Annotated in this window: 10 protein-coding genes; 9 read left to right on the top strand and 1 reads right to left on the bottom strand. The window is 63.0% G+C overall.

Features of this window, described 5'->3' with window-relative positions:
* The first annotated feature begins 20 nt into the window (after positions 1-20).
* From ACP148_RS01815 to ACP148_RS01845, 7 genes are read left to right on the top strand one after another with little or no spacing between them, the layout of a single operon-like run.
* Positions 21-995, top strand: coding sequence for a tripartite tricarboxylate transporter substrate binding protein (locus ACP148_RS01815; RefSeq protein ID WP_421950927.1), 975 nt, complete (start codon positions 21-23; stop codon positions 993-995).
* Positions 996-1,016: 21 nt separating this feature from the next.
* Complete coding sequence (locus ACP148_RS01820) at positions 1,017-1,487, top strand: tripartite tricarboxylate transporter TctB family protein (protein ID WP_421950928.1); 471 nt, start codon at positions 1,017-1,019, stop codon at positions 1,485-1,487.
* A 4-nt stretch (positions 1,488-1,491) separates the two neighbouring features.
* A complete protein-coding gene (locus ACP148_RS01825; protein WP_421950929.1) occupies positions 1,492-3,024 on the top strand; it encodes a tripartite tricarboxylate transporter permease in 1,533 nt (510 codons plus the stop codon).
* A gap of 11 nt (positions 3,025-3,035) precedes the next feature.
* On the top strand, positions 3,036-3,854 hold the full coding sequence (locus tag ACP148_RS01830; RefSeq protein WP_421950930.1) for an SDR family oxidoreductase: 819 nt from the start codon (positions 3,036-3,038) through the stop codon (positions 3,852-3,854).
* Between the two features lie 28 nt (positions 3,855-3,882).
* Positions 3,883-5,511 (top strand): FGGY-family carbohydrate kinase, encoded by a 1,629-nt coding sequence (locus ACP148_RS01835; RefSeq protein WP_421950931.1) that lies wholly within the window; start codon positions 3,883-3,885, stop codon positions 5,509-5,511.
* A gap of 26 nt (positions 5,512-5,537) precedes the next feature.
* Positions 5,538-7,127 (top strand): fucose isomerase, encoded by a 1,590-nt coding sequence (locus ACP148_RS01840; protein ID WP_421950932.1) that lies wholly within the window; start codon positions 5,538-5,540, stop codon positions 7,125-7,127.
* 47 nt (positions 7,128-7,174) lie between these two features.
* The gene (locus tag ACP148_RS01845) at positions 7,175-7,849 is read left to right on the top strand and encodes an RraA family protein (protein WP_421950933.1); all 675 of its coding nucleotides are present in this window, start codon (positions 7,175-7,177) and stop codon (positions 7,847-7,849) included.
* A gap of 35 nt (positions 7,850-7,884) precedes the next feature.
* Here ACP148_RS01845 and glmS read toward each other — a convergent pair whose 3' ends face one another.
* The gene (glmS, locus tag ACP148_RS01850) at positions 7,885-9,711 is read right to left on the bottom strand and encodes a glutamine--fructose-6-phosphate transaminase (isomerizing) (protein ID WP_421951495.1); all 1,827 of its coding nucleotides are present in this window, start codon (positions 9,709-9,711) and stop codon (positions 7,885-7,887) included.
* 135 nt (positions 9,712-9,846) lie between these two features.
* On the opposite strand from glmS, the gene ACP148_RS01855 reads away from it, so the two are divergent.
* Entirely contained in the window at positions 9,847-11,565 is a 1,719-nt protein-coding gene (locus tag ACP148_RS01855) for a type I secretion system permease/ATPase (RefSeq protein WP_421950934.1), read from the top strand.
* A complete protein-coding gene (locus ACP148_RS01860) occupies positions 11,562-12,878 on the top strand; it encodes an HlyD family type I secretion periplasmic adaptor subunit (protein WP_421950935.1) in 1,317 nt (438 codons plus the stop codon). The genes ACP148_RS01855 and ACP148_RS01860 overlap by 4 nt, the downstream gene beginning before the upstream one ends.
* Positions 12,879-12,969: the final 91 nt, after the last annotated feature.

Consider the following 12,969-nt stretch of genomic DNA (forward strand, 5'->3'; position numbering starts at 1 on the left):
AGCACGGGAGGATATTTGACATGACGATTTTAAAAGCCGTGTTGGCTGCTTCTGTGGCTCTGGGTGGTGCCGTCGGGTTTGCCGGGCAGGCAATGGCGGAATGGCCCGAACGGGCCGTGACCATCATTGTGCCCTGGGCGGCTGGTGGCGGAACCGATGCGACGGCGCGGGCTGTCGCCCAGGAACTCGAAGAGCGTTTCGGGCAACCCTTCAACGTGGTCAATCGCACCGGCGGCGGTGGGTTGGTCGGCCACATCACCATCGCCAATTCGGCACCCGACGGGTACACGCTTGGCGTCATCACCATCGAAACCACGATGTTCGAAGCGCAGGGGCTTCCCGGCGCCGCGCCGGAAAACTTTACGCTGCTGGGCCGGTTCAATGCCGACGCGATCGGGCTCAACGTCAGGGCCGACGCTCCCTATGAAACCGCGCAGGATTTGATCGATGCGGCGCAGGCCAATCCGGGCGAGCTCAAGGCTTCGGGCGCCAACCGGGGCGGGCTTTCGCACCTGGCCTGGGTCGGTTTGCTCAACGAAATGGGCATCGATCCAGAGGCGGGCCCGTGGGTGGCTTCGGATGGGTCGGCTCCGGCCATGCAGCAGCTTGCTGCCAATGCCATCGACATCGTCTCGACGTCACCGGCCGAAGCGCAATCGCTGGTCGATGCGGGCGAGGCCAAGACGCTGGTGTTGCTGGCCGACGAGCGTAGCAGCCTTTATCCCGATATTCCCACGACCGGGGAAGCGCTCGGCATCGAATGGTCCCCGCTTCCCTTCCGGGGCATGGCCGGACCGGCCGAGCTTCCCGAGGAAGTCGTCACCAAGGTGTCCGATGCTCTCGCTGAGATCACCCAGGACGAAGACTTCATCGCCATGATGGAATCGCGTGGGTTCTCGGTCGCCTATCAGGATGCTGAAACCTTCACCCAGACCGTTATGCGTTCGCGCGACGATCTGGTTGGCGCGATGCAGGCCGTCGGCCTGGCGCAATAGGCGAAATAGCGGAGGAGCACCATGCGCATCGACGATCGTATTCTGGGTCTGGGCCTGGTGCTTCTCGCGTTCGGTATCATCTGGCAGGCGCAAGCTATCCCGGCCGTGCCAGGCACAACGTTCGGGCCATCGCTGATGCCCACATTGATCGGGCTGGTTATGGCCGGTTGCGGCCTGGCTGTATTCATTGGTGGCCTGCGTGCCGCCGAAACCGGGCCGCTGGTCGATTTTTCGGTCTGGAAGGGGCAGACGCGCGGACTGGTCTGCGCGGCCTGGGCCATCATCGGTGTGGTGCTGGGCATCGCCTTCATGCCGGCCATCGGCTTTCCGCTGTTCGGGCTGGTTTACGCCTTGCCCCTGATGATCCTCATGGGTGCCCGGCCCGTCGCGGCGGTTCCCGTGGCGCTGGTCGTGGTTTTCAGCGCCTTTCTGGTCTTCAAGCGGTTGCTCTATGTGCCGTTGCCGACCGGTCCTCTGTCTTTCCTGGGTTGATGCCATGAGCATTGATGTCCTGATCGCCGCACTGGGCGTGGTTTTGCAGCCACAGGTGCTAATGGTTGTGCTTCTGGCTTCGCTCTATGGGCTGTTTATCGGCGCCATACCGGGGCTGAGCGCGACAATGGCCACCGCGCTTCTCATACCGCTGACCTTTTACATGGATCCCGTGCCGGCCATCGCAGCGATCGTTGCGACGACGGCGATGGCGATAACGGCGGGCGACATACCGGGCGTTCTGTTGCGCATTCCGGGTACCCCCGCCTCGGCTGCCTATGTGGAAGAGGCCTATGCGCTCAATCTCAAGGGCAAGGCGCAACTGGCGTTGGGAATCGGTATTGCCTTTTCCGCGGCCGGCGGGTTGGTGGGCGCCCTGGTGCTGTTGTTCAGCGCGCCGATATTGGCGCGGGCGGCGCTCAACTTTTCGAGTTTCGAATTTTTCTGGATGGCGCTGCTGGGGCTTCTGACCTCGGCGCTGGTCAGCACCAATGCGCCGGCGCGCGGGCTGTTCTCGCTGAGCCTTGGCCTTCTGATCAGTACGGTCGGGCTCGACGTGACCTCCGGCCAGCCTCGCTTTACCTTCGGCGTTATCGATCTTTATGGCGGGGTGAGCTTCATACCCACCATGATCGGCATGTTCGCGTTCGCCGAGTTGCTGCGCGGGCTCTCGGCGGCGGGGACCGTTCCGCCGGTTCCCGAGAGGCAGAAGTTCTGGAGCAATCCGTTCGCCGGAGTCGGCAAGGCTTTCAGAGCCTATCCGTGGAGTTTTGTACGCGGATCGAGCCTTGGGGCTTCGATCGGGGCGCTGCCGGGTGTGGGCGGCGATCTGGCGGCATGGATCGCTTACGGAATGAGCAAGCGGTTCTCCAAGACGCCCGAAAAATTCGGCACGGGCCACGAAGAGGGGCTGATTGAAGCCAGTTCGTCCAACAATGCCGGGCTTTCGAGTGCCTGGGTTCCGGCGCTGGTTTTCGGGATCCCCGGCGATGCGGTGACGGCGATTGCCATTGGCGTGCTGTTCATGAAGGGGCTTAATCCCGGACCGCAATTGTTCGTGGACAACCCCACGATGCTCACGGCGGTCATCCTGACGTTCGGGCTGGCCAATCTGTTCCTGTTTCCCATCGGCTTTCTGGCGATCAAGGGCGCCCGCTATGTGCTTGCCGTGCCGCGCGGGCTGATCGTGCCGGCCATTCTGGTGTTCTGCGTGGTGGGAGCGTTCGCCATCAACAACACGGTGTTCGATGTCGGGGTGATGCTGGCGGCGGGGCTGGCCGCCTATCTCATGGAATCGAACCGCTTCCCCATCGCTCCGGTCATTCTCGGGCTGGTTCTGGGACCCATCCTCGAGCGCAATTTCATCATGTCGATGCAGATCGCCGATGGAAACCTCCTGGGCTTTTTCAGTCGACCCGTCGCAGCGGGCCTGGGTGTCGTTGTGTGCGCGGTGATCCTCGTCCCGCTCATCCGCTCCCTTTTGCGGACTTTTTCCGGCGCGCCGAAACAGGCGCCCGATACTCCCAACTCCAATTGAGGATTTTTTAGATGCATGATCCGTTTTCCGTCGAGGGCCGCGTTGCCGTTGTGACTGGTGGCCTGGGGCAATTGGGAACGCAGTTTTCCAGGTCGCTGGCTTCGGCCGGGGCCAAGGTTGCGATCTTTTCGCGCCGCCCGTTCAGCAAGGAGCAGATTGCCGAGAAATTCGGCGAATTCGCCGGCAATATCGCCGTCTATGAAGCCAGCGTGACCGATAAGGCCGGGCTTGAAGCGGCGACCGAAAAGCTGGTTGCAGATTGGGGCGTTCCGCACATCCTCGTCAACAATGCCGGGATCGATTCAAAGCCCGACGGATCGGCCGAACAGAACGCGCCGTTCGAGGATTATCCGCAGAAGTACTGGGACGAGATTATCGACACCAATCTGACGGGGGTGATGCTGACCACGCAGGTGGTAGGCAGCCGCATGGCGGCAGAGGGGCGCGGATCGATCATCAATGTGGGGTCAATCTACGGGTTGGTTTCGCCCAATCAGGCGCTTTACGCCTATCGCGAAGAGCGTGACGGGGTGCCGTTCATCAAGGCGATTTCCTATGCCGCCTCGAAATCGGGGCTGGTCAACATGACGCGCTATCTGGCGACGTATTGGGCGAAAAAGAAGGTGCGGGTTAATCTCATCTCGTTCGGTGGCGTTAAGACGGCGAGCTTCGACAAGGAGTTTATCGACGCTTTCCTCGAACGCGTTCCCATGGGGCGGCAGGCCGAGATCGACGAATATAATGGCGTGGTGCGCTTCCTTGCGTCTGATGCCTCGTCCTACATGACGGGCTCCAACGTCGTGGTGGATGGCGGGTTTACGGCCTGGTGATTTCGGCTTTGGGCGCGGGATTGAACAGATGAGCTTTTATTTCGGCATCGATGTGGGCACCAGCAGTGCGCGCGCCGGACTGTTCGACAGTACGGGTCAGTTGCTCGCGGCGGCCAGCAGCCCCATCGAAACCTTTCGCCCCGCTCCCGATTTCGCGCAGCAAAGCTCGGTCGGTATCTGGTCGGCTGTGGCCCGATCGGTGCGGGAGGCGCGCGAAATGGCGCGCGTCCGGGCCGAGGATATCGCGGGGATCGGGTTCGATGCCACTTGTTCGCTGGTTGTCGCCGGAGCCAATGACGCCCCGGTCAGTGTGAGCCCGGACGGGGCCGGGGATCAGGACGTCATCTTGTGGATGGACCATCGGGCCATCGCCGATGCCGAGGCGATCACGGCAACGGGCGCAGCGGTGCTCGACCATATCGGAGGCGTGATGTCGCCCGAGATGGAATTGCCCAAACTGGTCTGGCTCAAGCGCGAATTGCCGCAGAGCTGGGCAAAGGCGCAGCGCCTTTGGGATTTGCCCGACTGGCTGGTCTATCGCGCTACGGGGAGCCAGATGCGCTCGCTTTGCTCGCCGGTCTGCAAATGGACCTATCTGGGGCACAAGGGACTGGCCGGAGAGGGCTGGGACGGGGCGTTTCTCGAGCGCATCGGGCTGGGCGATCTGACGGGCCCAGGGGCCGACAAGATTGGAACGCGGTTTGGCGCGGCCGGAGCGCGGGCCGGCGGGTTGACGGCGGAGGCTGCCGCCGAGTTGGGGCTGGTGCCGGGGACGGCGGTTTCGACGGGGCTGATCGATGCCTATTCGGGGGCGTTGGGCACATTCGGTGTGGCGGACGACCAGGGCGCGACCCGGTTCGAGGGCCGGCTGGCGGTGATCGCGGGCACATCGACCTGTCATATCTCGCTGACGCGGGATCCAGCTTTCGTGCCGGGAGTGTGGGGGCCGTATTATTCGGTTCTGCTCGAAGGGTTCTGGGCCAATGAAGGCGGGCAATCGGCTGCGGGAGCGTTGCTCGATCATGTGATCGCGCGCCATTCGGCTCATGGTGAACTCAAACAGAAGGCCGGGGACAAGCGCCTTGCTGAAATGCTCGACGCGCATCTGGCGCAGATGGGCCCGGAAAGTGCGTTCCTGACGCGCGACCGGCACGTCCAGCCCGATTTCCACGGCAACCGCTCGCCGCTGGCCCAGCCCTGGCGCAAGGGTGCGATCAGCGGGTTGACGCTTTCGGGCGGGATCGACGATCTGGCGCTCGACTATCTGGCGACCCAGCAGGCGCTGGCCTATGGCACGCGACACATCATCGAGGCGTTGCGCAGCAAGGGTGTGGTTATCGACACGCTGGTGGTGAGCGGCGGGCTGGCGCGCAATTCCCTTTATCTGCGCGAACATGCGGATGCGACAGGGTGCCGGGTGGTGGTGCCGGACCAGAGCGAACCTGTGCTGGCCGGATCGGCCATGCTCGGGGCGGCCGCAGCTGGGGATTTTGCCGATATCGCCCAGGCGATGCGGACCATGAGCGGGCAGGCCAGGACCATCGCGCCGCGCGGTGGATCGTTCAAAGCCTATCACGACGCCAAATATGGCGTTTTTCGCCGGATGCAGGACGATTATGCCGCTTATGCCACGCTGATGGCCGGGGCGGGACAATAAACAAGAACACACGGAGACCAGGATCGATGACAACGATCAAGCTCGTCGCCAGCGGCGATCTGCGCGAAAGCGCCAATATCGAATGCTGGCCGGCTCAGAAGGCCATGGAGGACAAGCTCGCCCAGGTGATTGCCGGGATGGGCCATACGCTCGAGCGCGCTCATCCGATCAAGCCCGAGGGCCACGGCTTTATCGCCACCCAGCGCGAGGGCATGGACATATTCGCGACCATCGATCCGGACGCGCCGGTGATCGTCGCCGAAGCGGTTTGGCAGTATTCGCACCATGTGCTGGCTGGACTGGTCGGCCACAGGGGGCCGATCCTGACGGTGGCCAACTGGGCGGGACAGTGGCCGGGGCTGGTGGGCCTGCTCAACCTCAACGGTTCACTGACCAAGGCCGGTGTGCGCTATTGCACTTTATGGAGCGAGGCCTTTGACGATGCCTTCTTTCTCGATGGGCTCAGGACCTGGCTGGAAACGGGAAATCTCGTTCACGACACGTCCCACGTCCGGGCCTATGACGGTCGGGGGACCGGCGGGGACGAGATGACGCTGGCGCAGACCATTGCCGCCGACATCCGCGCCAACAAGGTAATCCTCGGCGTGTTCGATGAAGGCTGCATGGGGATGTATAATGCCATAATACCCGACGAGCTGCTGATGCCGCTGGGTATCTATAAGGAGCGTCTGTCGCAATCGGCGCTTTATCACGCCACTCGACAGGTGCCCGAGGCTGAAGCCCGGGCCGTCTATGAGTGGATGGTAAAAAAGGGAATGAAATTCCATCTGGGCGATGATCCGAAAACCGAGCTGACCGAAGACCAGGTGATCGATCAGTGCCGGATGTATATCGCAGCGGTGCGGATGGGTGACCAGTTTGGCTGCGAGGCCATCGGCATCCAGTACCAGCAGGGGCTCAAGGACCTCTTACCTGCCTCCGATCTCGTCGAGGGCATGCTCAACAATGACGACCGGCCGGACGTCAAACGCGCCGATGGCAGCGTGATCCGGCCGGGCGAGGCCATCGTGCATTTCAACGAAGTGGACGAATGCGCGGCGCTCGACGGCGTTCTGACCAACCGGGTGCATCGCGCGCTGGGCCAGCCGGTGGAAAATACCCTGCACGATCTGCGCTGGGGCGATATGGACCGGTCGGGCTCGCGGGACGATTTTATCTGGGTGTTCGAGATTTCCGGTGCGGCGCCTCCCGCCCACCATGAGGGCGGCTGGGCCGGTTCTGAAAGCCTGCGTCAGCCGCCCATGTTCTTTCCGGCCGGTGGCGGCACGCTGCGCGGCGTCGCCAAGCCCGGTGAACTGGTGTGGAGCCGCATCTTCGTTCAGGGCGGCGCACTGCACATGGATATCGGACGCGGACAGGCCGTCGGACTGCCGGAGGCGGAAACCCGCCGCCGGTCCGAAGCGACCAATCCGCAATGGCCGATCATGCACGCGGTGCTGACCGGTATCGACCGCAATGCAATGATGGCGCGTCACAAGGCCAACCATATCCAGGTCGCATACGCCAACTCGGCGAGTGACGCGGACCGGGCGATGACGACAAAGGCCGAACTCGCAAGGCAACTCGGCATCTCCGTCAACATCTGCGGGCTTTGAACCCTGAAATCTGCAGCGGGCACCGGCCCGTCTCATGGAGCAAAAATATGACTTACGACTATTCCGATACCGATTGGGATTCGATCGAGCGGCTGTCCAAATGGTATTCGGGCGATATCCATGACGTGATGGACCGGTTCGATGCCTATGGGCACCTGAAAGGCATTTCCCTGTTGGGAGTTCTCGCGCCGGGGCAGGTGATCTGCGGGCCTGCGGTGACGGTTCTTTATGAACCCAGCCCGCGCAAGGGCCAGCCACAGGACGTTTATCATGGGGCCATTGATGGCGTCGTGAAAGGCGGAGTCCTGGTGGTGGATTCCTCGTGCGCCGAAGGGTCGGGCACAGGCGAGTTGATGTCGACGGGCGCCAAGGTGGCTGGTGCGGCGGCGACGGTGGTCCATGGCACCGTACGCGATCTCGCCGAAGTACGGCATCTCGAATACCCGTTGTTTGCAAGGGGCTCCAGCCCGGTCGGGGTTTCGGGCCGCATGGAAGCTGCCAAGACCCAGGTCGAACTCGATCTGGACGGCATCAAGGTGCGTCCGGGCGATGTGATTTTTGGCGACGTCAATGGCGTCGTGGTGATCCCGAAGGACCTCGTGAAGGCTGTTGCCGATGCAGCCGATGAATTGGGCAAGAACGAAGCGAGTTGCCGCCAGCGTATCCTGTCGGGTGAAAAGCTGCAGAGCGTCTGGCCGGTGGGCAGTTCGGGGCCCGTTTGAGGCATAACCGCCCTCACCCTTTCGGGGCACCTGGCTCATTCCACAGTGACCGATTTCGCAAGGTTGCGAGGTCGGTCGACGTCATAATTGCGCGCGACCGCCGTGTGGTAGGCCAGCAGCTGAAGTGGGACGGCGGAAACGATCGGGGCGATGGCCGCATCGACCTGGGGCAGGACGATGAGCCTGGCCACGTCGTCGCCGGCAATGGCGGCGCCCTCGGGATCGGTTATGAGGATCACATGCGCTCCCCTTGCGGTGACCTCTTTCAAGTTCGACAGCGTCTTTTCAAACAACTCGTCGGTGGGTGCGAGCACGATTACGGGAGTGCCTTTCTCGATCAAGGCGATCGGCCCGTGCTTGAGTTCGCCCGCCGCATAGCCTTCGGCATGGATGTAGGAAATTTCCTTGAGCTTGAGCGCGCCCTCGAGGGCCAGCGGGTAGAACGTGCCACGCCCCAGATACAGCACGTCGCGCACGTCAGCGAGGCTTTGAGCGACCTCTTTTAAATGCGGTTCCACCTTGAGCGCTTCGGACAGGGCTGCCGGCAGGAGCATAAGCGCCGCGATGCGCTTGCGTAGAATTTCGGGCTCAAGCGTGCCACGCAGTTCAGCAGCCTTGAGGGCAAGGCAAAGCAGCACGGCAAGCTGGGAGGTGAAAGCCTTTGTCGAGGCGACGCCGATTTCGGCGCCGCACAGCAGCGGGAAAATCCCCCTCGACTCGCGGGCCATCGTGGATTCTTCGACATTGACCACTGAAACGATGTGCTGGCCGTTGGCGGCGCAATGGCGCAGCGCCGCAAGGCTGTCGGCTGTTTCGCCGGACTGGGAAATCATCAGCGCCAGGCCGCCCTCGGTCAGGCGCGGGTGGCGATAGCGAAACTCGGACGCAATATCGATATCAAAGGGTAGGGCGGCGTTGTCCTCGAACCAGTATTTTGCCGTCGCGCCCGCATAATAGGCCGATCCGCAGGCAGCCGCGGTAACGCGGGGCAGCGTGGTGAAATCGAAATCGAGCGACGGCAGGGCACGCAATGTGCCGGTGGACATGTCGATGAATTGATTGATGGCGCGGGCGATGGTCTCGGGCTGCTCGTGGATTTCCTTGGCCATGAAATGAGGGTAGGGGAATTTGTCGGCGAGGTCCGCATAGGCGCCGAGTTCGCGTGATGGCCGTTCGACGCGCAGGCCCAGATCGTTGAAAATTTCGGCGCCGTCGGGGGTTATCACCGCCCAGTCGCCGTCCTCGAAATAGGTGATCGTGCGGGTAAAGGGAGCGAGCGCCAGAGCGTCCGAGCCGATATACATTTCGTTTTCGCCATAGCCCAGTGTCAGCGGCGATCCGCGCCGGGCCGCGATCAGTTCGCGGTCATTTTCCCTGAAGAGAAACAGGAGCGCGTACGACCCCCGCAACTGCGCCAGGGTCGACTGGACCGCCTCACGCGGGGTGGCGCCGTTGTCCATTTCCCGCGTTGCCAGAAGCGCGACGACCTCGGTGTCGGTTTCCGTCTCGGCACGATAGCCGTCAAGGGCAAGACCGGAGCGCAACTGCAGATAGTTTTCGATAATGCCGTTATGCACGACCACGACCTGATGGGTGCCGTGGGGATGGGCGTTGTCCTCGGTCGGGGCCCCGTGGGTCGCCCATCGCGTGTGCCCGATCCCGGTGGTTCCTTCCAGCGGCGACTGACCGAGCTTTAAGGCCAGATTTTCGAGCTTGCCCTGCGCGCGGCACCGCATGATCGTGCCCGAGACCTGGGTGGCGATGCCGGCGCTGTCATAGCCGCGATATTCGAGGCGCGAGAGCGCGCTGACGAGCCGTTCGGCCACTGGCCGGTTGCCTGCAATGCCGACAATGCCGCACATGTTGAACTTCCGCGAGAATGGACGAGGTACCAGTGTGGTAATCGAGGCGGGTGTGCCCATTATTGACAATCGTCAAGGTGGCCGCGCCATGCTGTGGGAAAACCGGGATCACGCGTGCTTTCCGGAACCACACTCATGGCATCAAACGACACTCACGGGCGCAAAAGACGCAAGCCCTCGGGACGGGGCTCTGTGGTGGGGCTCGGCCTGCTGAGCATAATTTCCAATCTGTTGCTGCTCACGGGGCCGCTCTTCATGCTCCAGGTCTATGATCGGGTGCTGGCGAGCAAGTCAGTGCCCACCCTCGTCGCACTGACCGGGCTGGTGGTGGGACTTTATGGGTTCTACAGTGTTATCGAGATCGTGCGCAGCCGCATGGCGACGCGGTATTCGGTCCTTGCCGCCGCGCGGCTGACCCGCCCCGTCTTTTCCCAGGTTGTTGCCACCAGCGCGTCGTCCCGCTGGGGAGCCGAAGGCGATCCCGTGCGTGACGTGGAAACCTTGCGCCAGTTCCTGGCGGGAGCGGGGCCCATCGCGTTGCTCGACCTGCCCTGGGTGCCGATCTATCTTTTCATCGTCTTTGCCTTCCATCCTATGCTGGGCTGGCTGGCGGTAGCGGGTGCCGGTGTCGTGACGGTCCTGATGGTCCTCAACGAATGGTCCTCGCGCGGGCCGGCACGTGATGCCAATGCCGCAGCGAATGCCCGCCACAGCCAGCAGACCGACATTGCCGCAAACGCCGAAGCGGTGTTGGCCATGGGGATGCGCGAAACCCTGGCCAACCGGTGGGAAGCGGCCAACACCAAAATGCTGATGACGCAGGCCCGCGCCGCGGACCGCGCGACGGCGTTTTCGGCTCTCACCAAGGCATTCCGGCTGCTCTTGCAATCGGCCGTTCTCGCCATGGGTGCCTATCTGGCCATCGGAGGAGAAATTTCAGCCGGCTTGATGATTGCAGCGTCCATCGCTACGGCCCGCGCCCTTTCTCCGGTCGAACAGGCCGTTTCCAACTGGCGTGGTTTTGTTGCCGCCCGTCAGGCGAAAGCCCGGCTCAAAACCGCGCTGGCCGAAGCAACGGCCAATCCCGAGCGCGTTGCCCTTCCCTTGCCCAAGGCGAGCCTTGCCGTTTCCGATCTCGCTATGTCGCCGTCGCGGGACGGCCCGCCATTGGTATCGGGGATCAGCTTCGCGCTCGGAGCGGGCGAGGCCATGGGCGTTCTGGGAGCGTCTGGGTGCGGGAAATCGTCCCTCGTCCGTACGCTGATGGGAATCTGGCCGGCGCGGGCCGGTGTGGTTCGTCTCGATGGTTCGGAAGTCGGCCATTTCGACCCCGACCGGCTGGGCATGGCGATCGGCTATCTGCCCCAGACCGTGGAACTGTTCGCTGGAACGGTCGCGCAAAATATCGCCCGTTTCCGGCTCGATGGGGAATTCGAGGATGTGCTCAGGGCAGCCCAGGCGGCGGGCGTGCATGAATTGATCGCGTCCCTGCCCCATGGTTACGACACACCGATCGGACCGCAGGGCGCCATGCTTTCGGCTGGACAGCGTCAGCGTATCGGGTTGGCGCGGGCGCTTTATGGGGACCCTTTCCTCGTCGTTCTGGACGAACCGAACTCCAACCTCGATGCCGCAGGGGATGCCGCCTGCAATGCGGCGATCGCCGGGGCCAAAGCGCGCGGAGCGATCGTCGTCATCGTTGCCCACAGGCCAACAGCGATCGCGGCGGTCGATACCATCCTGTTCCTTCAGGACGGTCGACAGGCCGCTTTCGGCCCCAAGGACGCAGTACTGGCATCGATCACGGCGCAGCCGGCCTCCCTCGAGATCGCCCGGAAAGCGAGACGCAAATGAGCGCTGTCGACATTGAATATGTAACCGCGCGAAGCCTCGGCCGGCACGGGTTGCTCGGCTCAGTGGCCATGATCACGCTTGTGGGTGGGCTCGCCTTTTGGGCGGCTATGACGCCGCTATCGGGTGCAGTGGTGGCCGGCGGCAGTGTCGTCGTCGATGGGGGCGTGCGGCGCGTCCAGCATCAGGAAGGTGGTATCGTCAGGGACATTCTCGTGCGAAATGATGCACGGGTCGAGGCTGGCCAGACCCTGGTGGTGCTCGACGGAACATCGGTCGCGGCCAATATGGCGGTCATCGAGGCGCAACTGGGCGAGGCTTATATCCGCCAGGCCCGATTGCTGGCCGAAGCTGCCGATACGGCAGTCATGGAATGGACATCCGCGCTCGATGCCCTGCCGAATATGGAGCACAACCGCGTGCTGTTTGCCGCTGAAGATCGTCTTCGCGCGTCCCGCGCCGCAGCGCTCTCGACCCAGGTGGCGCAACTGGGTGAACAGATCGTCCAACTGGAAAACCAGGTTGCCGGACTCCGGGCCCAGCGCGATGCGGTGCTCGCGCAGACCACAATCCTGAACGAGCAACTCGAACGGCTCTCGGCCCTCCTGTCCCAGGGGTTGGTCGAGGCGAGCCGGGTGAGCGATTTGCGCCGCCAGATCGCGCAACTCGATGGCGAGAGCGCGCGCATCATGACCGAGATAGCGCGCGGCAACGCAGCGACCGCCGAACGCCGGCTACAGGTTTCCCAGGTCCAGGAATCCTATCAAAGCGAGGTGCTGGGGCAACTTCAGGAAACCGGCCAGCAGATCGCCGAACTCGAACAGCAACGGGTTGCCGCCCAGGACCGGCTCGACAGGCTCGTCATACGCGCGCCCATCGCGGGCATCGTGCATCAGATGCAGGTTGCAACGCTGGGTGGTGTCGCCGCAGCGGGGGAAACGCTTATGCAGATCGTGCCGCAAGATGACGAGATCATGGTTGATGTGCGCATCAACCCGCTCGATATCGACAAGCTCGCCGCCGAGCAAACCGTGACGCTGCGGCTTTCGAGCTTCAATTCGCGCTCGACGCCCGAACTGGTGGGGCTGGTGGACAGGATATCTCCGGACTTGACGCGGGATAGCGCCTCGGGAACGCAGTTTTATGTCGTGCGGGTTCGCCTGCCATCAGACGAACTCGACAGATTGCCTGAGACGGCCCGGCTCATCCCCGGGATGCCGGTTGAGGCCTTCTTTGCGACAGGGGAGAAGACGGTGCTGAGCTATCTCACCAAGCCGGTGATGGATCAACTGGCGCTGGCGTTCCGAGAGGATTGAGGCAACGTCAATCGCCTGGAACGAAAAAGGGGGAAGCCCCCTTTTTTAATGCGGGTGGATAGGGAGGGAAGCGGCGCGCCGAGAGGGCGCC

Origin of the sequence: Pelagibacterium sp. (assembly GCF_965249125.1) — a bacterium.
In the GTDB taxonomy this organism is placed as follows: Bacteria; Pseudomonadota; Alphaproteobacteria; order Rhizobiales; family Devosiaceae; genus Pelagibacterium.

What these genes read in the sequence shown, in the direction of transcription:
- ACP148_RS01830 (WP_421950930.1), top strand. Translation starts at nt 3,036, where the DNA reads ATGCATGATCCGTTTTCCGTCGAGGGCCGCGTTGCCGTTGTGACTGGT.
- ACP148_RS01815 (WP_421950927.1), top strand. Translation starts at nt 21, where the DNA reads ATGACGATTTTAAAAGCCGTGTTGGCTGCTTCTGTGGCTCTGGGTGGT.
- ACP148_RS01860 (WP_421950935.1), top strand. Translation starts at nt 11,562, where the DNA reads ATGAGCGCTGTCGACATTGAATATGTAACCGCGCGAAGCCTCGGCCGG.
- ACP148_RS01845 (WP_421950933.1), top strand. Translation starts at nt 7,175, where the DNA reads ATGACTTACGACTATTCCGATACCGATTGGGATTCGATCGAGCGGCTG.
- glmS (WP_421951495.1), bottom strand. Translation starts at nt 9,711, where the DNA reads ATGTGCGGCATTGTCGGCATTGCAGGCAACCGGCCAGTGGCCGAACGG.
- ACP148_RS01855 (WP_421950934.1), top strand. Translation starts at nt 9,847, where the DNA reads ATGGCATCAAACGACACTCACGGGCGCAAAAGACGCAAGCCCTCGGGA.
- ACP148_RS01840 (WP_421950932.1), top strand. Translation starts at nt 5,538, where the DNA reads ATGACAACGATCAAGCTCGTCGCCAGCGGCGATCTGCGCGAAAGCGCC.
- ACP148_RS01825 (WP_421950929.1), top strand. Translation starts at nt 1,492, where the DNA reads ATGAGCATTGATGTCCTGATCGCCGCACTGGGCGTGGTTTTGCAGCCA.
- ACP148_RS01835 (WP_421950931.1), top strand. Translation starts at nt 3,883, where the DNA reads ATGAGCTTTTATTTCGGCATCGATGTGGGCACCAGCAGTGCGCGCGCC.
- ACP148_RS01820 (WP_421950928.1), top strand. Translation starts at nt 1,017, where the DNA reads ATGCGCATCGACGATCGTATTCTGGGTCTGGGCCTGGTGCTTCTCGCG.